This is a genomic window from Desulfosediminicola sp. (assembly GCF_048381775.1).
Lineage (GTDB): Bacteria > Desulfobacterota > Desulfobulbia > Desulfobulbales > Desulfocapsaceae > Desulfopila > Desulfopila ganghwensis.
Map to the genome: position 1 here is coordinate 91529 of NZ_JBLXGE010000005.1, position 22136 is coordinate 113664.

Below are 22136 nucleotides of genomic sequence, written 5' to 3' on the forward strand. Positions count from 1 at the left end.
ATGTTTTCAATATTCTTCATCAAGAGACCAATCTTCGCGATGGTCATTTCCCTGCTGATCGTTCTTGGTGGTTTGGTCTCTATTTTTATTTTGCCGGTGCAGGAATATCCGGATGTTTCCCCGCCAACTGTTGTCGTCTCGGCAACCTACGTGGGCGCCAACGCCTTTACGGTTGAGGAAGCGGTGACCAGGCCTCTGGAAGACCGGATCAATGGCGTAAAGGGAATGATCTATATGCAGTCGTCCAGTACCAGCTCCGGGTCTTCCAGTATCAGTGTGTTTTTTGAGCCGGGTTATGATCTGGATATTGCTGCGGTGGATGTGCAGAACAAAGTTTCCATTGCAACTCCGCAGTTGCCTGCTGAAGTTCGGCAACAGGGGGTGGTGGTTGATAAAAAATCTCCTTCTATCGTCTGTCTTTTTGCACTCACCGGTGACGAGCGATATGACGAAGGTTTTCTGAGCAATTTCGTAACCATCAATATCCTCGATGAATTGCGTCGTATACCAGGCGTAGGCTCGGTGGAAAATCTTGGTGAGAAGAAGTACTCCATGCGAGTCTGGCTCGACCCGGATCGGATAAAATCGATGGGTATCAGCCCCAGCGAGATTGTGGCGGCAATAGAATCTCAGAACCGCCAGGCGGCGCTCGGCAGGCTTGGTTCTCCACCGACCTTTGATGATCAGCAGTTACAGTTTGTTCTTACTACCGAAGGTCAGCTAGAAGATGTGCAGCAATTTCAGAATATCGTGATCAAAACTCTGGATGACGGTACCCTGGTCTACCTCGATGACGTGGCAGATATTGAGCTTGGTGCTGAAAATTACGACTGGAATGCACGAGTCAATACCCAGCCCGCCGCCTCCATCGCAATCTATCAGCTGCCTGAAGCTAATGCGCTGTCGATCAAGAAACTGGCTGTGGAGAAAATGGAGGAGTTAAAAAGGCGCTTCCCAGAGGGGGTTACTTACTCAATTCCATATGATACGACCCTCTTTGTTGAGGTGGCCATCCAGAACGTGATAATCAACCTTTTCATCGCCGTCGCTTTAGTTATTCTAATTGTCTTTGTTTTTCTGGGATCCTGGCGGCCTACGGTTATTGCAGCGGTGGCAATTCCGGTTTCTCTGGTCGGAACTTTTGCTGCGATGTTTGCCGCAGGCTTTTCGATCAATTTCCTGACGCTTTTTGGTCTTATCCTGGCAATTGGTATCGTGGTGGACGACGTCATTCTGGTGGTTGAAAATGTCGAACGAATCATGACTGAAGAACCGGATTTGACTATCCCCCAGGTGGTGAAAAAGGCAATGTTGCAGCTTATCGGGCCGATTATCGCCACCACCCTGGTATTGGTGGCGGTTTTTGTCCCTGTTTCTATGATGCCGGGCCTGGTTGGCTCCGTTTACCGGCAGTTTGCGCTCACCATCTCTTTTGCAGTTATGATCTCCTCACTGAACGCCATGACCCTGTCGCCAGCACTGTCGGCCATCGTCATCAGGCGACTGCCGGAAGGGAAGGGAAAGTTTATTTTCTTTGCGCTTTTTGATAAGTTTTTCGCCTGGCTCACCGACTGGTACATGTGGCTGGTGCGGTTGTTGATCAAGCTGCGTTATCTGGTGGTAGTGGTATTTGTTTGCCTGCTGGTTCTTACCGGTTGGGTACTGAAAACCACTCCCACCGGCTTTGTCCCTGAAGAGGATAAAGGCGTGCTGGTGGTGATGTTTAACCTCAAACCTGGTATGTCGCTGAATCAAACCAGTGGGGTCAGAAAGGAACTTGAAGTTCTTCTGCAAGGGGTTGAGGGGGTGAAGGATCTGGTACTGGTTGACGGCTATAATTTGCTTTCCGGCACCCTTGATTCCAGTGCAGGAGCTGGCTTCATATCGCTTGACTCCTGGGATGATCGCCAGAAGATCGGGCGGGATATAGAAACTATTTTGGGTGAGACGAATATGAAGGCCCAGGGAATCCTGGAGGCGAATGTTGTGGCCTTCAATATTCCTGGCATCCCGGGTATTGGTACAGTGGGTGGTTTTGATTTTCGCTTTCAGGACTATCTGTCAGGAGATCTGAACACGTTCGTCAATTACGCATACGGTCTGGTGGCTGAAGCGAATCAGGATCCTCGTATTGGCGTGGCCTACACTACCTACGCGCCGAACTATCCATTCGTCAGTATAGATATAGATCGCAACAAAACTGCAGCACTCGGAGTAGATCTCGCCGAAGTCTTCACTACACTGCAGACCTATCTCGGCTCGATCTACGTTAATGATTTCACCAAATTTGGTAAGGTTTTCAGGGTCTATGTTCAGTCAAAAATGGGATTCCGCAGTGAGGTCGACCATATAAATGAGCTCTTTGTACGCAACCGCGAAGGCAAAATGGTACCCATGGCAGCCCTTGCAACCTTAAACAAAACCATAGGACCGTCAGACCTGCCTCACTACAACATGTATCGATCCATTACCATTAATGGATCTGCTGCTCCGGGCTACAGTTCAGGCCAGGCGATGCAGGCTATGGAGGAAGTTGCTGAACGGGTGCTGCCGACAGATGGCAGTTACGGCTTCGACTGGTCGGGAATGTCATATCAGGAGCGACTAGCGGGTAATGCGCAGATTTTTGTCTTCACCTTTGCCCTGATTGTGGTTTACCTGGTGCTGGCTGCCCAGTATGAGAGTTGGATTTTGCCTATCATGATCATGGTCTCGGTTCCGCTGGTTATGCTTGGTGCGCTCTTTGCCCAGAATATCGCCGGCCTTGATAACAACCTGTTCGCCCAGATCGGTCTGGTGTTGTTGATTGGTCTTTCCTCGAAAAACGCGATTCTCATTATCGAGGTGGCCAAAGAGAGCCGTGAGAGTGGCATGTCCATTATCGATTCTGCTGTAAACGCGGCACGGCTACGTTTCAGGGCGATCATGATGACCATCCTCTCTTTTGTATTCGGTGTCTTTCCTCTTGCTGTGGCGACCGGTGCCGGTGCCATGACCATGAAATCCATTGGCGTGGTGGTGCTCGGCGGGATGGGAGCCGCCACACTGATCTCCACCATGCTGGTGCCGTGTATCTATGTGCTGCTGGAGACTATGCGTGAATTGGTGGTGGATGTGGAGGAGGAGGTTCGCAACAGAGAGATGATCTGATTGCTAATCAGTCCATGCGACGTCATCTTCTTCAGTGTTTTGGCTGCAAACATAGGACTACTATAGTTTACAGTCAAAAACTTCGAATATGACGCCGCCTGATCTGATTTAAGGACTGCCTATTGAATTATGAAGGTATGATAGAATTTAGATCTTTTCAGGGATAGAGGGTTAGGAGGAAAGGAGAAACAGCAGGTCGTTTGTTCATGCTGCGAGATAAAACGTTTGCACATTGGAGGCATTATGAAAGGTTTTCATGGCTTTCCCTTGCTTTGTGTTCTGTTTTTTTTATTGTTTTTTCCGGTAATCGCTTTAGGTGGGCCATATTCTTTCGAGGGTAACCTGACTGGTGATTGGGGTGGAGTGCGCAATGATCTCCATGATGCCGGATTGGATGTGGGGTTATCGTACACCGCAGAACCTGCTGCTTTGCTTGGAGGAGGTATTGATACAGATTCGACCTACCTGCATAACATAAATGCGGAGGTCAAAGTTGATCTGGACAAGGTGGTGGGTATTCCAGGAACCACTTTCCTGATGAAGGTCTCAAGTCGTGAAGGTGATAACCTCGGAGAGGAGTATATAGCCCCTGCCGCATCCCCGGATGGTCGTTATATTTACGGTGAGTATTTTAACAAACCCCAGGAGGCCTTTGGCGGACAGACAACCAAGCTGACCAACTTTCAGTTCACCACCCGGATTACCGATGAATGGTCGGTGGATATCGGGCGACTGGTTATGAACGACCTCTTCCTCCGCTCAGATCTCTATTGCAACTTCATGAATAACGGCATCTGCGGTAGCCCCAAAGGTGTCTTTACCCCGTATGCCCTGAATGCCTATCCCGATGCTACAGCGGGCATTCATACCAGGTACAGGGTGTCGGATATGGTCGATGCGAAGTTCGGTATCTTTGACGGTGGCTGGACGAAGCAGAACAGTAACGGCCTGGACTGGGAACTTGGTTTGAATGGTGCGGCATTCACCGGTGAGGTGCACCTCTTTTTTGATCGGGCCGAGCAGGGCGGAACGCAGAATGTGATCAAGGTGGGAGCGAATTACCATACCGGAGATTTTACCAACTTCAAGACCGGCGGTGAATCGGATGGCAATCTCTCACTGTGGCTGCTGCTTGACTGGATGCTGACCAGAGAGCCGCACGATCCGGCGCAGGGGCTGGCGTTTTTTGGTTCGCTGGTGGTCAACACGGATGAAGAGATTGCGGCCCTGCCTGTCTCCTCCACTCTTGGCTTTCTTTACGAAGGTTTGTTCCCCGGGCGGGACAGGGACAAGCTTGGCCTGATATTCATCCACTCTGACCATTCAAAATACAATACCTATACCCACGATTTCGTCTCCGACCTTCAACGGGGCAATGAGCTTGTGGTGGAGCTTACCTATAATTTTGTGTTGAGATACGGGGTGCAACTGATGCCCACTTTCCAGTACATCATCAACCCGAACGGTTCCGAAGATATCTCTGATGCGACCGTACTTGGTTTGAAGTTCAACCTGAATCTATGAGCCGTTGCTGAGTTTATGGCTGCCTTGCCGGGACCTGCGGTATTGGAGTGAGGAAGGATCAGGGGCCGGGCAACGATTGGTCCGTTCTATGTTGTGGTTAAAACGTCACAACGTAGAACGGACCTGACGCGTTTAGGGATTGGGTCTTAATCAAATCTGACAGTTGTGAGACTTTTTTTGTCGAGCAGGTAATGATTACTGGAAACATCTTAACCTGGCCGCTATTCGCCTTTGCTGGCGATAATCAGGAAGAAGCTTAATCACCTGTTCTGGCGACAATTCGATTGCATTGTGTTGAAAGGTTTCGATATCAGAGATGGATCTGGAAAAATCGCCGGGATATATCAGATCTCTGTACATTATGCGCCCACGCAGAAACTCCTCAGCCTGGTATCCGAAGCGGGAGATATTAGGAGAAACATAGACCATTTATCTTTTGGTCTGTGTCTGGGAAAGAATGGAGCTGCAGGTGCTTAGAAGAAAGTTTATCTATCTCTGCGAGCAGCTCCCTGTTCTTTTTCTCAGGTGTTCAATTTCAAAATCACAGTGTATATGGTTGTCCGGTTGAAACGTGTTTATGGCGTGCGCGGTACTTTAAAGCGGCAGAGTTTTTCTTCCATCAAGACAGAAGCTTCCATAAGAGTCGGACTCCTGAGACTATCAAAGTCAGCGCCAGAAGCTGTTTAACTCGCAGCTGATCAATCCGGTGCATGACTTTTGTTCCAAGGATACCACCGGCCAACGCCGCTAAAGAAGCAACTGCAACAGTATCTAATGTCATCGAGCCCATTGCAGCATAAGCGATAAATCCTGTGAAAGAGGCGAACGGGACGACAAGTGCGGTCACCATTGCGATGTGGTGCGAACGAAAACCCATTCCATAAAGCACAGGAACGATCACTCCACCTCCTCCCACTCCAAGCATGCCACCGATCACACCTGATGTTGCTCCAAGAGATGCACCGCACACTGGTGAACAAGCTACCCGGGCTTTCTTTAACGTTGTCCGATTCGGCAGGAACATAAGACAACCTGAACCCACCATAAAGAGGGCCAAGAAAGCCGCAAGCATATCTTGAGGTATCCGTGTGGAGCACCATGCACCTATGGGGGCTGCTGGGAGAGAGAAGAGTACTACAGGCCACCACGCTCCTATTTTGAACTTGCCAGCCCGGAGATTGTAAATGGTACCGGCTCCAAGGCTGACAGTATTAACCAGCAAGCCAATCGGGCGCGCTATACCTCCGGGGATACCAATGGCCATCAATGCAGGCACCAGAGCCAATGCACCTCCCACCCCTCCCATGGCAAAGATAAAACTCAGGCCAAACGATAACAGCGCAACAATTACTAACATTATCACCCGCAATTACAGGCTGCCTGACTTTGCTCGGCAGCAACTTCTGGTTGAATTTGCTTATGTACACCAGCCCCAAACAATGGCCCGGGTTTTAATGTTTTCATCATTTCAGGTAGCCCCTGCGGAATAATCGAAACCTCATCAAAACCTTTTGCGATGAGATAAGCCAGCCCCACACTGGAACGCCAGGGGCCACTCGAAAAAAGAATTACCGGAATATCTTGAGGAATTTCGTCGAGTCGGTCCGGAAGCTCATTAATGGGGATATTTGCGGCAAACGGCAGGGAGAATGATTCGACCTCTTCCCGAGTTCGCAAATCAAGTAAAAATATGTTTGATTTTATCAGCTCAGGAAGACTTGCTGCGGGTGTACTGAAACCACCGGTCCCGAATGCTTCAAAATCCATCTCTTTGAAATATGCTCGTAAATTGTCCATATAATCCCTCCTAGTTGCAGCAATTATTCCTTTGTTGAGCAATTGAATTTCGATGGCTCAATACTTGAGCTGGAGAGAAAAGATCCACCATTTCCTCCGAGTTTGCCATCAAGGTTCGTGCACCTGTCATGCCTTCTGCTTTCAGATAAAACGCAGCCATGCTTGCCCGGACAACTGAAGTACAGAATACTATAATGGTTTTGTTAACAGGTAATTCTCCTATTCTGTCTGGTAAGAGATTGAACGGAATATGCAGCACATTGTTAAACTGTACATAACCGGCTTCCTCTTCTGTCCGCACATCCAGAAACACACAGTCACCTGAGCCACCAAGACATTCTGCCGCCTGGGAGAGTGTGACACCATGTTTGCCATTAGCGAAAAACTGCAAATCCATTTCCCTTAAAGTTCCATCTAATTCATTCATGCTTTTCGTCCTTACGAAATGGTTGCCACCAAGAGGTTGGTCGGCGACAACTAGCATTGTTTGATAACGATCATGAGAACAGTGGGGTGTGCCTCAAAAATGCCGAGGCACATCTCCATTCAATCTGTCTCACCCGCAACAACATCCGCAACCGTTGCTCTTTTGATGCTTATCATCCAATTGCTTTTCCTGATTTTTCTCTTCAGTATCCCGCTTCGATACAGGGATTTCCTCAACTTCAAATCCACAGCAGTTCTCCTTCTTGGAACTGCCAAAAAGCTTTTTAAATAGTCCTGTTTGGTCATTTTTCTGCATGATTCTTACCTCTTTTGGTTGAATTGTTTTTTTGTTAGTTGCACCAACTGTTGATATAAGACTGTGGGGCGATTGCTTTCTGTGGAATGGTTTTCCCTCAGGCGATAATGAGGTTGAATGCAAAGCCACCAAGAACCGCCGTAGCGAAAATTACACCGACAATTGATGCCACAAGGCGTTTGCGAAAGATCCCTGCCAGCATACTCATCTCAGGTATTGCCATACCGGCACCTCCGATTATCAATGCTATTACCGCACCCATACTCATCCCCTTCTCTGCGAGTGCCATACCAATAGGGATTGCGGTTTCAGCCCTGATATACAGGGGGATACCAATTATTGCGGCTACGGGGATGGCGAATGGATTATCCGGCCCGGCCAATGAAATGACAAACTCCTGAGGCATATATCCGTAGATAGCAGCACCGATTGCAACTCCAATCAGTAAGAATGGAAGTACTCCTCTGAAATCTTTCCAAGCCGTAAGAAATGAGGCTTTGAGTTTTGCTGAAAAGGTGCGTGGTTCATCTGGAGTTGCCGTACTGCAGCAGCTTTGCTTTACTTGAACATTTTTGACCCAGGCCGCACCTCCGGATTTTTCTAATACAATCCCGAAAACAACTGAGCCGATAAACGTAATACCGAAATAGAGCAGACATGCTTTGATACCCATCAATGCACCTACCATCGTAATAATGATAGGATTCAAGAGAGGCGATGAGATAACAAAAGACATCACTGGACCGAAAGGTGCGCCTGCTTTAAGCATGCCTAAGGTCATCGGAATAGTTGAACAAGCACAGAATGGCGTCAGTGATCCAACGATGGCAGCGAGGAAATTTCCAAAGATCCCTCGTTTAGACAGCCAAGAACGGAGTTTATCTTGTGGGATATACATGAGGGCCAAAGCGACCAATGTGCTGATACCGAGAAACAGGATTGTCAATTCTGCGGTAATGAATACGAAAAATTCTATTGTTTTTGCTAAAGAATTCATGGCGTTGTTCTTTAGTTGACAGCGTCAACCATTAGGGTTAAAAAAAGCGCAGATATAATCTGCTAATAGATCAAAAGTGCTTTCCAAATAACTTTTGGGTGAGCACGAATTATTCGGTGATCGTTATCTGCGTAATGCTTCTGCCATTGTAATTAAGGCGTTTTTTATGAGCTCAGATTGCCCCTCAGGGGTTTTATCCAAGACAGTTTTTAACCTATCTATGTAGTATTGTGATACATTAGCAAGTATCTGCTCCCCCTTTTCTGTTGGTACAACACAGCATATTCTTGCATCTTCACTTGAGCGTAATTTTTGGATATATCCTTTTTTCTCAAGACGATTTACAATGCGGGTCGCACCACTTTTGGTGAATCCGAGCCTGGCTCCAATATGCTGAACAGGGCAATCAGCAGTCAAACTCGCTGCTTCAAGTGCAAGGTATTCTGGCATCGAAAGATCTTCGCAACATTCCCCATCTAAACCTTTGGGGCCAAATTGCCAGACAATTTCGATGAGTGCCCGGCTCACCTGATTTGTTTTCAGTGAGTTACCTATCAAAGTGTCTTCCTCCATACCGTCTTTGACAAAATCTGTGTCGTCAATTTAAAATGTACATCCAATTTGATTGACAATGTCAACTATAGGCAAATAGGTTGACGGAGTCAACCATTTGTTGCTTTTAAGTTAAAAAGAATTTCTTAAGATGATATTACCAATCGGAATCTAGTGCTGATTCTGCCAGTTACCGACTGAAAGCTGCTACTGTGAGTTTACAGTTGGGCAGGGATAGGATCAGGTTAAGATTCTTCCTGTAAATTTTGCTGACTAATTTCGAGTAACCTGGCAAAGAAAATAGAACTTTTCAGCAGGTGAGTGTCAGATCGAATCTCGATTTCTCAAGTTAAAGCGCGATATCCCAGCAGGCGTGTGAGACCTGGGAGACTACAAAGCGAGTGGCGAGAAATGTTTCGATTACCGCGATATTGGTCAGGGTGTGGTTGGTCGGTTGCAGGGTTCTGACATGACCGGTGCCCGCCAGCGCCATTGGCAGCAGCAGCTGGTCGGCCAGATTGGGCCCTACCGGCGCGCCGCTCTTCAGGTATCTTTTCACCTGGCTGACGGTTCGCTGCGCCACCTTTTCCGCACTCAGGTGTTTTTCGCCAAAGCCCGTAAAGGTCTCGGTCAGCTGGTCGGAGTGGACAAACACCGAGAGCACATTGCCGGGACCATATCGTTCATCCTGAATATGTCTTGTGTTTGCCCTGTCGATATGCAGTGTGCCGCAGACAACCCGCAACTCCCTGCGGCCGATGTGCTCAGGTAACTGGGCGCAGTACGAGCGGGCAGACAGGGACACCTCTCCCCTGGTCACCAGTTCAAGCGGCGTTAAGGAGCGGGCCGGGATAATCTCCACCTCTATCCGGCCACCGCCAACGGGGAAAAATCCAGGCCGGACCAGTGTTGCCCGAATCTCGACTCCCATCCTGTTTAGCAGTGGCAGATAGCTCTGTTGCAGGAACTCAAATGGGGGAGCCATGGGGTTGTGGGTGCCCCCCTCGATAGTGACGCGGCAGGGGTGGCTGCCAGCCAGTAGCCCGGGAAGGATGGCCTGCAGCACCAGGGTGCAGCTGCCGGCTGTGCCGACTTGAAACAGGTAGCTGCCTGCCTGAACCGCGCCGGGTTCAAAATAGAGCGTCTCGGAACCAAGCGCTGCTCCCCGGACCTGGGCGGAGCTGATCTGGGCGGCAGCGCGAACGGCAGTCAGATGCTGGCGCAACAGTCCTGGCTTTTTCCTTTTTGCCCGTATGTTTCGTATGGTGAACGACCGACCGGTGACCAGGGACAGGCCGAGTGCCGAGCGAACGATCTGTCCGCCTCCCTCACCGTATGCCCCGTCAATCTCGATCATGGCTCTTACCTTGTGCAGCCCACAGGATCATTGTGCTTCTTGGGATGATGCCTGCCACCTCTGTAAGCGAGGGAGCAAACAATGTCGTTGGTTTCTCCTAGCCAGTATAGTCCAGAGAACCCGCCAGTATCAATCACCCTTTCTGTTAGAACTCCTCCTGTCTGTATAACAAATCACTTCTTTTCCATGGCTGCCTGATCTTTGCCGACAAGAAATATTATCAGAATTTGACCTAAGTCAAGGAATGTGGGTGCCACCTTGTGGAATGATCAAGTAGCGTAATATCGAAACGTTAAGGGTGCAACGATTGTACGCCAGTGACTGGGGAGGAAAATGAACGTACAACCAAGATTAAACCAAGAGGAGGGATGTATATGTACTTCATGCTGGCAACAGCACGAGCTTCGGGGGAGTCTCAGGACATAAGGGATTCCGGGTGCCCACGGGACCTTCTATAACAGGGAGAGGAATTCTCATATGAAAACAAGTTGTTGGATAAAGTATTGCTCGCTGACTGCGTTTGTAGCTGCGTTGGCGTTTTTCGTCTACCTGGTAGACGCTTCCAAAGCGCTTTCGTATCTCTCCAAAGACCCGCTGGCATGCATCAACTGCCATGTAATGAACCCGCAGTACGCAACCTGGCAGCACAGTTCACACAAAAACGTCGCAAGCTGTGTGGATTGCCATCTGCCGACAGACTCGATGGTTGATAAGTATCTGGCCAAGGCTAGAGACGGCTGGAATCACTCCGTTGCGTTTACCTTGAACACCTATGGGCAGAATATTCAAATCAGTGATGATGGTGCAAAAAGGGTTCAGGCAAATTGTATCGCATGTCATGCAGGGCTAACAGAGACAATCAGAAGCAACCAGGACAGGTACCACGATTTCAGCGGAGCCCCTGCTGCAGACAGAAAATGCTGGGAGTGTCACCGGGAGGTTCCCCATGGCAGGGTACGGAGTCTCTCATCGACTCCAGATAATCTTGGTATTCGCGAACTTTAATTTTGGGGAGGATAGAGTGAATAAATATGGATTTTTGATGATTGGGTCGGCGGTAGCCCTGGCAGGTATGGGCTTGATGGCAAATTCAATTAATGGCAAACAGGTGGAGCGGGAGGTTCTGACCACACTCCCCGTAGTAAAGGCTGATGGTGTGGAGAGTCGAAATGATGAGTGGGCACGTTATTACCCTCGTCAGTATGACTCATGGAAACAGACGAAAAAGAACGACAAAATAAAAGATATGCTCGAAGAGAAGCCGCAGCTGGCAATTCTCTGGGCAGGTTACGGTTTTGCCAAAGACTATAATGCGCCCCGCGGTCATTTTTATGCACTGCAGTCCAATATCAATACCTTGAGAACCGGTGCTCCGGTCGGCCCCGTGGATGGTCCCATGCCCACAGCCTGCTGGACCTGTAAATCTCCGGATGTGGTGCGGGTGATGGAAGAGCAGGGCGAAAATGAATATTTTACGGGTAAATGGGCACGCCTGGGGGAAGAGATCGTCAACCCCATCGGCTGTGCCGACTGCCATGATTCCTCCACCGGCGACCTGACCCTTACCCGGCCATATCTTGAGCGTGCTCTTGAAGCAAGTGGCACCAATCTCGATGAGATAACCCATCAGGACATGCGCTCACTGGTCTGTGCCCAGTGCCATTCGGAGTATTATTTCAAAAACACCGAATATACCGATAAAGAGGGTACGGAGCAGGTTGCCAAGGTGGTCACCTTCCCATGGAGTGAGGGCTTGGGCGCCGAGGACATGGAGCGGTATTATAACAACTACGGTTTCAAAGATTGGACCCACAAGATCAGTAAGGCTCCAATGTTGAAAGCACAGCATCCGGGTTACGAAATTTACAAGACCGGCATCCACGCACAACGCGGTGTATCCTGTGCTGATTGCCATATGCCGTACAAGCAGGAAGGCAGCGTCAAGTTCTCCGATCACCACATTGCCAGCCCGTTGGAGAATGTGGAAAATACCTGTCTCACCTGTCATCGTGAGACCGAAGAAGAGTTCAAGCAACTGGTGAAAACCAAGCTCGACAGAAAAGAGCAGATGATGGAAATCACCATGGATAACCTGGCAAAGGCGCATCTTACCGCCGGTAAAGCCTGGGAGTCAGGCGCCACCGAAGAGCAGATGGCAGGGGTGTTGGAGTCAATCCGCTCAGGCCAGTGGATCTGGGATTACTCAATCGCCAGTCATGGTTCATTCTTCCATGCACCGGAAGAGACCCTTCGTCTGCTCGGTGTAGCCAATGAAAAAGCGCAGCAGGCACGCCTTGAACTGGCAGGTATTCTGGCCACTCTGGGAGTAACCGATTACCAGATTCCGGATTTCTCCACTAAAGAGAAGGCACAGAAGCTGGCAGGGGTGAACCTCGAAAAGCTGGTGGACGAGAAAAATGAATTCCGTGAACTGTTGCTCAAGGAGTGGAGTGAAAAAGCAGTTGAGGCCGGGCGTCTGAATCCGGCAACCAGGGAAGGAATGAGCGATAAGACTTCGTATAACCAGTAATCCCAGTGGTTGAGACGCAATTATAACGATCCGACTTGATTGGATGTTGTCCGATCAAGTCGGAATTGTTTTTAATGAGTTATATTTTTTCGATTTCACGAACAGTTTTTTCATTTACGATATTGCCGGTGTTGAGAACAGACCCAGGTTCAAAAAGCATCACGTGACATTCTTCCAAGGCTACGGGCATGTGCTCTACCCCTTTGGGAATGATAAAGAACTGTCCTTCCTGCAGTTGAACATCCCGCTCTCGTAACTTGATGGTGAGCTTACCTTGGATCACCATGAATAATTCGTCTTCACTGGCGTGATGATGCCAGACAAATTCTCCTTTCAATTTTGCCAGTTTCACGAGCTGCCCGTTGAGCTCACCCACACTTTTCGGGCTCCAATATTCGTCGAATTGGCCAAGTTTTTCTTTTATATCTACCGGGATCATTGTGTTTTTATAATTCAATTATTATCTGTTCAAAGTGTTGAGGTTATCGCTGCGCTGCTCTTGACATGTATCGACTATCCACCTGGAAAATCTTTGATCTGGCCACAATTTCAAACCCAAACCTTTGGTAAAAGGTGACATTTTCATCTGTGTCCGTTTCCAGGTAGGCTGGTGCTGAACAGTTATCCACCTCCTGGCAAAACCGTTGCATAAGTTTGGAGCCAATTCCCATTTTTCGATGAGATGGCAGTACACCGATTGGTCCGAGATGCCAGTGCTGTTCCAGGGGATCTCGTATTGCCCATTCCCGGAGCCAAAAAGACTTCCTGAAATTGAAATCATTCTCATCTGGAAGCATTTGTGTTTCATCCTGATCTTTCTTACCAGCGCATGAGTTCATCCTCATAACACCGATGACTTTACAATCTTGCCTGGCAAGAAAAACTATTCCGGGGCGGGTATGAAACAGTTCAACGAACATCGTTTCAATCTTCAAACGTTCGTTCTCTCCATTACCCTGAAAGACGGCAATATGGAGTGGATTGTTCAGCATAGCAATGCTGAGAACCTTTGTGGCCTCCTCGATGTCGCTACGCTGCATAAATGAGATATGAACACGGCTCATATGCATGCTTTATAAAGTTTGAAATTGTTCTTGCACGAGTAAGATATCTAATTGTTATTCATGGAATCTTCACCAGTTTTTTTGGCTGTACCCGCAAGAAGATCGGGAACTGAAATATCCCATGGAGTCCAGAAGAACGGCAATTGCTGCATATGAGATTCGTTTTTGTTGATTTTGTTGCAGCAGGCTGGCTAGTCTTCAATGAGTCGAAATTGAATCCCTTTTTGTAAAAGAAGATTGGGCAACCCGGAGGTTCCTACGCAATGCAGTGCGCCAACAACAATGAGTACAGGTTGGTTAAGTTTTATTACGTCGAGTAATTTCGGCAGCCAGTTACGATTTCTCTCAATAACTAGGTTGTTGAATAATGTGGGATATAGCTTCAGGTTATTTTCGAGGTAAGATCTCAACCATTCAATGTTTGAGTGTATTATGCACTGAATCATGGTCTCCAGTTCACGGAACTGATCTTTGAGTTTGCAGGTGACTGTTTCAAGGTATTGAATTTGTTCTTCTTTGCTGGCCGTGTCAAATGCTCTCAGCGGAGCGTTGATATCTTCGAGTTGAATGAGATTTTTTGAGTCGATTTTTTTGGCTCTGGTTAAGAGTGCCTGGTCGATACCGTTCGCTTCATTATATCCTCGTTTCTCTGCGTAATTTAAAAACATCCAAGTTGCGGCAGTGCATGGCTTTAACAGGTCGAACTCAATACCTATTATTCCATAGAGATCCCAAAGTTGTTTTGCCTTTTTGTAAAGCTCGTTTGGGATATCATTTTGAATCCTTATGCCGCTGGGATAGTAAAGCAATGTGTTATCAATTAGAGATGATTGAGTCAGGTCTGTTTCGAAAGCTATGTGTTCTGCGGAGCGTAAATAGTTCTCATATCTCTCGATCAATTTTTTTTGTTTTTTGTGAAGAATATGGACAGAACCACAAATGTGAACTGGATAAGAATCCGCTTTCCAAATCATCTGAGTTCCTCGCTAATATGAAGATGCAATCAGCTGATTCCCACTCACCCGGTTTGGGGAGAAAATTGCCCATTGATCGGAATGTGTAGCCTGGATGATGGTGGGAGAGTTTGCCATCGACGTTCTCTCTTAGAGAAAAAGTTAAAAGTAGCAATGTGTTGAAGGGTATTTTATACAATTTTATCGTGCTTTGTTTAGTATTGCAACGCAGGCAGAATGGTGGTTTCGCCAGGAAATGTACAGTACGATTCTGCAAGCTGCGACTGTCTTGAACTCATATACAGGCCAGTGGATTTTCCCTGAAATGCATGGTGAATAGTCTTGGTTTCAGCCATCCGGGATAAAACTGAAGTTCAGAAAACCTTACTACTTGTTACTTCGGAGGATTGAATGAATTTTGAAGTGCGATTTGATTGTGAAGGAGTCGATTGGCAGAATGTCTCAGACATATTGAAATCTGTAGGCATGGCTCACCACGGAGCCGAAAAGCATGAAGCTGCCTTCAGGGGGAGCTACACCACAGTTTTCATCTACCAGGGAAAACAACTGGCGGGATTTGGCCGGGCCATATCGGATGGAGTCTATCAGGCCGGGGTCTATGATGTGGCCGTGGCAACAGACTTTCAGGGGCAGGGATTGGGCAGGCTGATTATGGAAAAGATCCTCTCGAAAATATCGAACTGCAACATCATCCTCTACGCTTCACCGGGCAAAGAAGGTTTTTATGAAAAACTGCAGTTCAGGAAGATGAAGACCGGTATGGCACGATTCATGAACAGCGAGGCAATGCAGGCTAAAGGCTTTACCGAATAGGGGAGAGCCGAGAGGTCTCCCCTGTGAGGTGTCGGTGGATCTATATGTAAACGTTACTTGGAATGACAGGCGTGCTAGACATCAGCCTTTTTCCAGAACGGTTTTTCTTGAGATATACTCATCTTCAGAAATATCACCTGCAGCAAAGCGATTGTGCAGGATATCCATAGCTGATTGTGCTGCGCCGCTATTGGACTTCGAGGCAAAATATCTGAAAATGCTGACAAGGGCGTAAAGAACAATTCCCCAAAAAAGTAACGGTACAAGCCAGTTAAAAAGAAAAGGACCATGTGGATGTGGCCAGATTGAGAACCAGGAACTTCCTCCCTGCCACCAATGTCCCATGTTACCTCCCCAGCCTCCGTGATGTGCGCTCCACATAAAAAATCCTCTGTCTGAAATTATTGCAAATGCGGGTTTCGTTTCTAAAGTAAATTTAAGCAAAAGTCATACCGTTTCGGAATGGATTGCTAAATTCCAATAAAATCAATTTGTTAATATGTTTAGAGAGCTGTTTGATATAGCGGGACTTACTGGGGGCTGTATAAAAAGTACCCATCAAGGAACGGTAGGTGGGCAAAAACGTACCAGATTTGTTGTCGTTGCCTGAGTACATTCTGGATAATCTGTTTACAGAAAACAGAGAACTACCCGTAATTCTAAACTATTTTTTTTGCCTTGCTGCCGGTGCTGGTTTGCGGTGCCCCTGGCACCATCCGGGGGAGTATCACTGATTATCCGGGGGGCAGCAGTATCTGGAGTAACCTGCACGCTTATCCCGGTTGGCTACTCGGTTTCGGCCTGGTGGAATGCCTGGCGACCGGTATGACTATCGCCGGGTTTACTGTGTTGAGATTAAGAGATTACCCCGAATTTCTAATCAGTTCAGGGAGCTGGTCGATAATCTTTTGGGCCTGCTTAAGGTGGATGCGCAGATGGAACGCGAACATACAGTTCCACCTGTGGGCGTCAAAGGTTCCAAAGAGAGGATGAGGTGCGGTCGCTGTGTTTCGCAACTGATCAAGTGCATCTATTACGCGCAGATGCTCATCCACTGACCTGTTAAACCCTTCCACAGCTTCAATGCCAATATCATCCGCGGGCAACACATCGGTTGCCGGGTTTATTTTTGCTTTTCCTGAAAGAGGCTGGTTCTTTGCCAGTTGTTCTGTCGAGGCTGTTATCGCCTCGTTGACCAGTCTGTTATGTTCCAGCAACTGGTAATATGACCAGTTGCGCATATTCTCATCAACACCCGGCATGGGTGGCACCAACACCTGGGTTGCTCCTGCCGCGGCTGTTAGTTCTTTTGCCATGTTGTTATAGCGAGCCTGGAACTCAATGGTCTGCTCCCGTACTTTTTTTCTGCTCGTTAAAAAGAACAGGGTCTGAACCACCGTTTTGAGAAGTAGGTTGCCCATTGTCAACTTTGCTCCGGTCAGAATTATTTTTTTATAGCCTGCTGTATGAGTTCTTTCCAGGATATTGCCGATACGGGTTGACATCAAGAGTCGCGCATCTGTTTGCCGAGTTCAGGTAGTCACGGTACACTAAAACTATAGGAGGTGCGCCATGGAAACCCGTCTGTTCGGTACTCATCAGCTTAGTCAGATTTCTCAACTCGAACGTTTATCCGAGGAACAACGTTTCGCCATTCGGGTGGTTGCTACAGTACTGCCGTTTCGAGTGAACCACTATGTGATCGACCAACTCATCGACTGGGATAAAATCCCTCAGGATCCGATGTTCCAGCTCTGTTTTCCCCAGGCAGAAATGTTGTCAACAACGCATTTCAATCGAATTGCTGATTTGTTGCGGCAACAGGCGTCGACGGAGCAGATAAAGCATGCTGCCCAGGAGATTCATAAGGAACTGAACCCCCACCCGGCCAACCAGCAGACGCTCAATGTGCCCAGGCTGGATGAGGTCCCGATAACCGGGATGCAGCATAAATACAGGGAGACAGTGCTCTATTTCCCCAGTCAGGGGCAATTCTGTTTTTCGTACTGTACTTTTTGCTTTCGCTGGCCTCAGTTTGTCGGTGAAAAAGAATTACGAATAGCCGCAACTGACCCAGAGGTACTTTTTGCTTATCTGCGTCGTCATCCTGAAGTTACCGATCTGCTTATTACTGGTGGAGACCCTCTGGTGATGAGCGCGCGGCGGCTGGAAAAAATAGTAATGCCCCTCTTGAAGGAAGAATTCAGCCAGTTGAGGAATATTCGTATAGGCAGTAAAGCTCTTTCTTACTGGCCATATCGTTTTCTGACCGATCATGACAGTGACGACCTGTTGCGTCTTTTTGAGTGTGTGACCAAAGCCGGGAAACATATGGCGCTGATGGTGCATTTCAACCATTGGCGGGAAATGCAGCCCGAACCGGTGCGCACGGCGATTTCGCGAATTCAGGGGACTGGTGCAGTTCTCCGTACGCAGTCGCCGCTACTCAGACATATCAATGCTGCCTCGGATATCTGGCAGAGGATGTGGCAGGAGCAGGTACAACTGGGGTTGATTCCCTACTATATGTTCATAGTCAGGGATACGGGGCCGCGAAGCTATTTTGAGGTGCCGCTGGTTGAGGCCTGGAATATCTATCGTCGGGCGGTTCGCAAAGTTTCAGGGCTGGCCCGTACTGTTCGCGGACCTTCGATGAGCGCTGGTCCGGGTAAGGTCGAGATTCAGGGTGTTGTGGAGTTGACTGGCGAGAAAGCGCTGGTACTGCGATTCATTCAGGGCCGCAACCCCAACTGGGTGCAGAAACCATTTTTTGCCCGATACGATGAGGCAGCCACCTGGCTTGATCAGCTTAAGCCTGCATTTGGGGAGGAACGATTCTTTTATGAGGAAGAATAGTTTGTTGAAAATAGAATTTGAATTTTAGGTATTGCCGGGCGGTTATCAGCACCTGAGTATGAATTAAATCTGCACTATTCTGTAAATATTTTCCCCCTTGTTTTCCGAAGTGCGAGGAAATGTAAGGGGTGATCATGGTCTATCCTTTTCTTCGGGCAATGTACTGTTCAGCCTATCCCGTTTCTACATTCTCTGCCGCCGCAACCATCGGACAACGTTCATCGTCGATGAGATGGAGACCGGCTCGATCAGCTCAAACCTGATGACGGTTTCCTGTCAGGATTTTGCTGTCCAACCCCTGGGGCTGGCCGCGCTTAACCTGTTGGCCTGTCGTGTTTGCGCGGTGAGTGTCACTTGGTTAAAGACGATATTTTCCCCGGCAGGATTCATCGGGAAGGGGGAGGTGCAGTCTTCAGAGTTGGTCGAAAAAGTCATTGTAACATGAAATTTTTATGGATATACATTGCTGCGTGTCAACACGATTCTTTTGGAAATTTTACCAAATCCTAAAGGAAGGTTGGCTAGATTGTAACGCGTCCATTGACTGGTGCATTACAGATGCCCGGTCCTGTCGAAGAGAGCGAGTGAGGTTTGGTCGAAAGAGGGTTTTATCCCGGTGTCGAGGGGGGCACCGCTTTCAGCCGGATCTCTCGGGGGGAGTTCTTTTCAAAAGACAGAGGACGTGAGGGAAATTGAGATTCGTGGCAAGCTTTTCCTTTTACAATCTTAAGGAGTATACGTATGAAACCGAAATTACGATCCCTGTCTAACCATTCCGGAACAGGCATTCATCGTCGGGATTTTCTCAAGTTTTGTGGTGCCGTGGCTGGTGCACTCAGTCTGGACGCCACTTTTATTCCCAAAATTGCCGAGGCGCTGACCACCGGCAACCGTCCGCCGGTTCTCTGGCTGCATTTTTCCGAATGTACCGGTTGCACTGAGTCCTTGCTGCGGAGCTCCGCACCGTGGATGGACGAGCTGCTGTTCGATACCATCTCTCTCGAGTATCATGAGACCCTGATGGCAGCGGCCGGGCACACTGTCGAGACTTTGCTCACAGACGCCGCAAACGCCTATGAGGGGCAGTTTTTCTGTGTAGTTGAGGGATCTATTCCCACTGCGGATAACGGCATTTACGGCACCATCGGTGGCCGTACCATGCTGAGTATCGCCAATGAAATTATCCCCAAGGCCCAGGCTGTCATAGCCTGCGGTACCTGTGCGGCCTATGGCGGATTGGCTGCAGCATCACCCAACCCGACCGGCGCTAAAGGTGTTCTTGATGCCTTACCTGACCTGAATGTACCGGTAATCAATCTTCCGGGTTGCCCACCCAACCCTGTCAATTTTGTGGCAGTACTTACCAACTATCTGCTCAACGGTTCCCTGCCGGCGCTGGACAGCAACCAAAGGCCGCTTTTTGCCCATGGCAAGAGGATTCATCAGCAATGCCCATACAGGCGGGAGAAATCGAAATGCCAGAAAAATTTTGGCTGTAAAGGACAGTGGACTTCAAGCAATTGTCCGAATGTGAAATTCAATGATGGTACCAGCTTTCCCATGCAGGTGGGGCATCCATGTATCGGCTGCTGCGAACCTGACTTCTGGGACACCATGACTCCGTTGTATACCGCTTCCTAGCGGCCGGAGCAATGATGGCTGAGTTGTGTGCCGTTCACTGAAAATTTCACATGAGGAGACAAAATCATGTCTGAGCGAATAGTTATTGATCCGGTGACTCGAATCGAAGGTCACCTGAAAATCGAAGTGGAAATTAACAACGGTGTTGTCACCGATGCCTGGAGCTCGGGAACGCTGTTCCGCGGGGTCGAGACCATCCTGCAGGGCCGCGAGCCGGAAGAAGCGTGGTTGATTACCCAGCGTCTCTGCGGGGTATGCACCTATATTCATGGCGTAACTTCAGTGCGTTCGGTAGAGGACGCCTTAAACATCACTGTGCCTGAGAATGCCCGACATATACGTAATCTTTTAACCGGTGGCCTGTACGTGCATGACCATCCGGTACATTTTTATCATCTGAGTGCCCTTGACTGGGTTGATATCGTCAGCGCACTCTCTGCCAGTGTTTCCGCTACCGAGTCACTGGCCAAGTCACTTTCAGCCAATGCACCAGCTATAGATTTCGCTGCTACACAGGAAAGTCTGCAGAATTTCGTAAACAGTGGAAAGCTCGGCCCCTTTGCCGGAGGTTACTGGGGCCACTCAGCCTACACCCTGTCACCTGAAGAGAACCTGCTCTTTGCAGCGCATTATCTTTATGCCCTGCGTCAACAGGTGAAGGCGGGCCGCATGCACGCTATCTTTGGTGGCAAGAACCCGCATATCCAGAGTTTACGAGTAGGTGGCGTTACCTGTGCAGATGAGATCAATACCACCCGTATAGGTGAATTCCGCAGTCTCTTAAATGAGATGCGTGATTTTATCGACAATGTCTACCTGCCGGATGTCCAGCATCTTGCCTCCGCTTACCCTGAGTGGGGTACAATCGGTGGTTTCAGGAATTACCTGGCCTTTGGTGAGTTCCAGATGAGCAATAGTGATCAGGGTGATCTGTTCCTGCCTGCTGGTGTAATCATGGATAAGAATATCGGCCAGGTGAATGACGTTATGCTTGCTGAGATTAACGAGCATGTACGCCATAGCTGGTATGAAGGCTCCACTGCCAGGTATCCGCAATATGGAGAGACCGTGCCGAACTACACTGGCTACAACACTGATGATCGGTACAGCTGGCTGAAAGCTCCTCGTTATAAAGGTGAGCCGATGGAGGTTGGTCCTCTGGCACGTATGTTGGTTGCTTACGGTATGGGACACCCCAATGTGGTGAGTGCTGTAGACGGTTTTCTCGCCAAGGCAGGCCTTGGTGTTGATGCCCTGCATTCCACCCTGGGCCGTTCTGCCGCCAGGGCCATTGAGACCAAGATCATCGCCGATGAGATGGGGTACTGGCTCGATCAGCTCCAGCCGGGCAGCAGCGCAAGAGTTTCCGCTTCCATGCCGAATCAGGCAGCCGGAATAGGTCTCAATGAGGCACCACGCGGAGCGCTGGGCCACTGGATCAACATCGAGAACCAGAAGATCGGTAACTACCAGATGGTGGTTCCTTCTACCTGGAACCTGGGCCCGCGCTGCGCTTCGGGATCACGTGGACCTGTCGAGGAAGCACTTATCGGTACCCCGGTGGCCAACCCGGAGCAGCCGGTTGAGATCCTGCGTATCGTTCACTCCTACGACCCATGCATCGCTTGCGCGGTGCACGTGACCGACAACGATCAGGACAGCCATTACCAAATTAAGGTTCTCTAACTGTAATTTCCGCAACTGGTCTCTCATCTTTCCGGTTGCCGAAAGGCGGCCGGGAAAAATGAGTAAAAAAAAGGCTTGGAAATGCCTTTTTTTTATCTGCTGCAAGCATTTGAAACAAATTGGATTTCTGCCACATTGTGGGTGTTTTGGTGCGGCTAAGTGTTGTTACTTCCGTAAAAAAAATAGTTGTATTGCTACCGCTTCTAGGCTATTGCTGTGTTGCAGGCTTGATCCTGGCAGGTGATAGATGTATGCCTATAATATTGTTAGGTTTACCTTTGCAGTAGATGCATTCCTGTCGAAGAGATTTGGTTGAGCTGAAAAGAAATGACACAGCCGCTTTGCTGCCGTGGACTGTTTCTTAGTGTAGGCAACCCATGGGGGGGGAGTCTCTCTATTAACGACAGAGAATGATGTTGGGAAATTGAGTCTCAGAGCTGTAGGTTTTCCCAA

21 protein-coding genes are annotated in these 22136 nt (G+C 48.7%); 9 read left to right on the plus strand and 12 right to left on the minus strand.

Annotated features, from left to right (window positions below; all coding sequences use genetic code 11):
• Both ACN5NT_RS09785 and ACN5NT_RS09790 read left to right on the plus strand, forming a co-directional pair.
• The gene (locus ACN5NT_RS09785; RefSeq protein WP_419175298.1) at window positions 1-3150 is read left to right on the plus strand and encodes an efflux RND transporter permease subunit; all 3150 of its coding nucleotides are present in this window, start codon (window positions 1-3) and stop codon (window positions 3148-3150) included.
• A 243-nt stretch (window positions 3151-3393) separates the two neighbouring features.
• On the plus strand, window positions 3394-4674 hold the full coding sequence (locus tag ACN5NT_RS09790) for a carbohydrate porin (RefSeq protein WP_419175299.1): 1281 nt from the start codon (window positions 3394-3396) through the stop codon (window positions 4672-4674).
• Between the two features lie 619 nt (window positions 4675-5293).
• Here the strand turns inward: ACN5NT_RS09790 and ACN5NT_RS09795 are convergent.
• From ACN5NT_RS09795 to rtcA, 7 genes are all read right to left on the minus strand, one after another.
• On the minus strand, window positions 5294-6031 hold the full coding sequence (locus tag ACN5NT_RS09795; protein ID WP_419175300.1) for a sulfite exporter TauE/SafE family protein: 738 nt from the start codon (window positions 6029-6031) through the stop codon (window positions 5294-5296).
• A 2-nt stretch (window positions 6032-6033) separates the two neighbouring features.
• Entirely contained in the window at window positions 6034-6441 is a 408-nt protein-coding gene (locus ACN5NT_RS09800) for a rhodanese-like domain-containing protein (protein ID WP_419175301.1), read from the minus strand.
• Between the two features lie 40 nt (window positions 6442-6481).
• Window positions 6482-6898 carry a rhodanese-like domain-containing protein gene (locus ACN5NT_RS09805; protein WP_419175302.1) on the minus strand — a complete coding sequence of 139 codons (417 nt, stop codon included), beginning with the start codon at window positions 6896-6898 and terminating at the stop codon, window positions 6482-6484.
• A gap of 119 nt (window positions 6899-7017) precedes the next feature.
• Window positions 7018-7203, minus strand: coding sequence for a hypothetical protein (locus tag ACN5NT_RS09810; RefSeq protein WP_419175303.1), 186 nt, complete (start codon window positions 7201-7203; stop codon window positions 7018-7020).
• 107 nt (window positions 7204-7310) lie between these two features.
• On the minus strand, window positions 7311-8210 hold the full coding sequence (locus ACN5NT_RS09815) for a permease (RefSeq protein WP_419175304.1): 900 nt from the start codon (window positions 8208-8210) through the stop codon (window positions 7311-7313).
• 123 nt (window positions 8211-8333) lie between these two features.
• On the minus strand, window positions 8334-8783 hold the full coding sequence (locus ACN5NT_RS09820; protein ID WP_419175305.1) for a MarR family winged helix-turn-helix transcriptional regulator: 450 nt from the start codon (window positions 8781-8783) through the stop codon (window positions 8334-8336).
• Between the two features lie 328 nt (window positions 8784-9111).
• Complete coding sequence (gene rtcA, locus ACN5NT_RS09825) at window positions 9112-10119, minus strand: RNA 3'-terminal phosphate cyclase (protein WP_419175306.1); 1008 nt, start codon at window positions 10117-10119, stop codon at window positions 9112-9114.
• Between the two features lie 477 nt (window positions 10120-10596).
• Between rtcA and nrfH the strand changes: the two genes are divergently transcribed.
• Window positions 10597-11124 carry a cytochrome c nitrite reductase small subunit gene (gene nrfH / locus ACN5NT_RS09830; RefSeq protein ID WP_419175307.1) on the plus strand — a complete coding sequence of 176 codons (528 nt, stop codon included), beginning with the start codon at window positions 10597-10599 and terminating at the stop codon, window positions 11122-11124.
• 16 nt (window positions 11125-11140) lie between these two features.
• A complete protein-coding gene (nrfA, locus tag ACN5NT_RS09835) occupies window positions 11141-12649 on the plus strand; it encodes an ammonia-forming cytochrome c nitrite reductase (RefSeq protein WP_419175308.1) in 1509 nt (502 codons plus the stop codon).
• A 79-nt stretch (window positions 12650-12728) separates the two neighbouring features.
• Here the strand turns inward: nrfA and ACN5NT_RS09840 are convergent, their stop codons facing one another.
• From ACN5NT_RS09840 to ACN5NT_RS09850, 3 genes are all read right to left on the minus strand, one after another.
• Window positions 12729-13088, minus strand: coding sequence for a cupin domain-containing protein (locus ACN5NT_RS09840; RefSeq protein ID WP_419175471.1), 360 nt, complete (start codon window positions 13086-13088; stop codon window positions 12729-12731).
• Window positions 13089-13131: 43 nt separating this feature from the next.
• Entirely contained in the window at window positions 13132-13713 is a 582-nt protein-coding gene (locus ACN5NT_RS09845) for a GNAT family N-acetyltransferase (protein WP_419175309.1), read from the minus strand.
• 191 nt (window positions 13714-13904) lie between these two features.
• Window positions 13905-14687, minus strand: a complete 783-nt coding sequence (locus tag ACN5NT_RS09850) for a TraB/GumN family protein (protein ID WP_136798945.1) — start codon at window positions 14685-14687, stop codon at window positions 13905-13907.
• A 390-nt stretch (window positions 14688-15077) separates the two neighbouring features.
• Here ACN5NT_RS09850 and ACN5NT_RS09855 point away from each other — a divergent pair, with 390 nt between their 5' ends.
• Window positions 15078-15500, plus strand: a complete 423-nt coding sequence (locus tag ACN5NT_RS09855; protein WP_419175310.1) for a GNAT family N-acetyltransferase — start codon at window positions 15078-15080, stop codon at window positions 15498-15500.
• Between the two features lie 81 nt (window positions 15501-15581).
• Here the strand turns inward: ACN5NT_RS09855 and ACN5NT_RS09860 are convergent, their stop codons facing one another.
• On the minus strand, window positions 15582-15944 hold the full coding sequence (locus ACN5NT_RS09860) for an SHOCT domain-containing protein (protein ID WP_419175311.1): 363 nt from the start codon (window positions 15942-15944) through the stop codon (window positions 15582-15584).
• Between the two features lie 419 nt (window positions 15945-16363).
• Window positions 16364-16921 (minus strand): DinB family protein, encoded by a 558-nt coding sequence (locus tag ACN5NT_RS09865; protein WP_419175312.1) that lies wholly within the window; start codon window positions 16919-16921, stop codon window positions 16364-16366.
• A gap of 151 nt (window positions 16922-17072) precedes the next feature.
• On the opposite strand from ACN5NT_RS09865, the gene ACN5NT_RS09870 reads away from it, so the two are divergent.
• The 4 genes from ACN5NT_RS09870 (at window position 17073) to ACN5NT_RS09885 (ending at window position 21683) form a co-directional block, all read left to right on the plus strand.
• Window positions 17073-18356: a KamA family radical SAM protein gene (locus ACN5NT_RS09870; RefSeq protein WP_419175313.1), complete on the plus strand. Its 1284-nt coding sequence runs from the start codon at window positions 17073-17075 to the stop codon at window positions 18354-18356.
• A gap of 109 nt (window positions 18357-18465) precedes the next feature.
• On the plus strand, window positions 18466-18801 hold the full coding sequence (locus ACN5NT_RS09875; RefSeq protein WP_136798940.1) for a hypothetical protein: 336 nt from the start codon (window positions 18466-18468) through the stop codon (window positions 18799-18801).
• Between the two features lie 296 nt (window positions 18802-19097).
• On the plus strand, window positions 19098-19997 hold the full coding sequence (locus ACN5NT_RS09880; protein ID WP_136798939.1) for a hydrogenase small subunit: 900 nt from the start codon (window positions 19098-19100) through the stop codon (window positions 19995-19997).
• A gap of 66 nt (window positions 19998-20063) precedes the next feature.
• Complete coding sequence (locus ACN5NT_RS09885; protein WP_419175314.1) at window positions 20064-21683, plus strand: nickel-dependent hydrogenase large subunit; 1620 nt, start codon at window positions 20064-20066, stop codon at window positions 21681-21683.
• Window positions 21684-22136 lie beyond the last annotated feature (453 nt).

Excerpts from the sequence above, each read along its gene's own strand:
- ACN5NT_RS09785 (WP_419175298.1), top strand. The coding sequence starts at position 1 with ATGTTTTCAATATTCTTCATCAAGAGACCAATCTTCGCGATGGTCATT.
- ACN5NT_RS09790 (WP_419175299.1), top strand. The coding sequence starts at position 3,394 with ATGAAAGGTTTTCATGGCTTTCCCTTGCTTTGTGTTCTGTTTTTTTTA.
- ACN5NT_RS09795 (WP_419175300.1), bottom strand. The coding sequence starts at position 6,031 with ATGTTAGTAATTGTTGCGCTGTTATCGTTTGGCCTGAGTTTTATCTTT.
- ACN5NT_RS09800 (WP_419175301.1), bottom strand. The coding sequence starts at position 6,441 with ATGGATTTTGAAGCATTCGGGACCGGTGGTTTCAGTACACCCGCAGCA.
- ACN5NT_RS09805 (WP_419175302.1), bottom strand. The coding sequence starts at position 6,898 with ATGAATGAATTAGATGGAACTTTAAGGGAAATGGATTTGCAGTTTTTC.
- ACN5NT_RS09810 (WP_419175303.1), bottom strand. The coding sequence starts at position 7,203 with ATGACCAAACAGGACTATTTAAAAAGCTTTTTGGCAGTTCCAAGAAGG.
- ACN5NT_RS09815 (WP_419175304.1), bottom strand. The coding sequence starts at position 8,210 with ATGAATTCTTTAGCAAAAACAATAGAATTTTTCGTATTCATTACCGCA.
- ACN5NT_RS09820 (WP_419175305.1), bottom strand. The coding sequence starts at position 8,783 with ATGGAGGAAGACACTTTGATAGGTAACTCACTGAAAACAAATCAGGTG.
- rtcA (WP_419175306.1), bottom strand. The coding sequence starts at position 10,119 with ATGATCGAGATTGACGGGGCATACGGTGAGGGAGGCGGACAGATCGTT.
- nrfH (WP_419175307.1), top strand. The coding sequence starts at position 10,597 with ATGAAAACAAGTTGTTGGATAAAGTATTGCTCGCTGACTGCGTTTGTA.
- ACN5NT_RS09840 (WP_419175471.1), bottom strand. The coding sequence starts at position 13,088 with ATGATCCCGGTAGATATAAAAGAAAAACTTGGCCAATTCGACGAATAT.
- ACN5NT_RS09845 (WP_419175309.1), bottom strand. The coding sequence starts at position 13,713 with ATGAGCCGTGTTCATATCTCATTTATGCAGCGTAGCGACATCGAGGAG.
- ACN5NT_RS09850 (WP_136798945.1), bottom strand. The coding sequence starts at position 14,687 with ATGATTTGGAAAGCGGATTCTTATCCAGTTCACATTTGTGGTTCTGTC.
- ACN5NT_RS09855 (WP_419175310.1), top strand. The coding sequence starts at position 15,078 with ATGAATTTTGAAGTGCGATTTGATTGTGAAGGAGTCGATTGGCAGAAT.
- ACN5NT_RS09865 (WP_419175312.1), bottom strand. The coding sequence starts at position 16,921 with ATGGGCAACCTACTTCTCAAAACGGTGGTTCAGACCCTGTTCTTTTTA.
- ACN5NT_RS09870 (WP_419175313.1), top strand. The coding sequence starts at position 17,073 with ATGGAAACCCGTCTGTTCGGTACTCATCAGCTTAGTCAGATTTCTCAA.
- ACN5NT_RS09880 (WP_136798939.1), top strand. The coding sequence starts at position 19,098 with ATGAAACCGAAATTACGATCCCTGTCTAACCATTCCGGAACAGGCATT.
- ACN5NT_RS09885 (WP_419175314.1), top strand. The coding sequence starts at position 20,064 with ATGTCTGAGCGAATAGTTATTGATCCGGTGACTCGAATCGAAGGTCAC.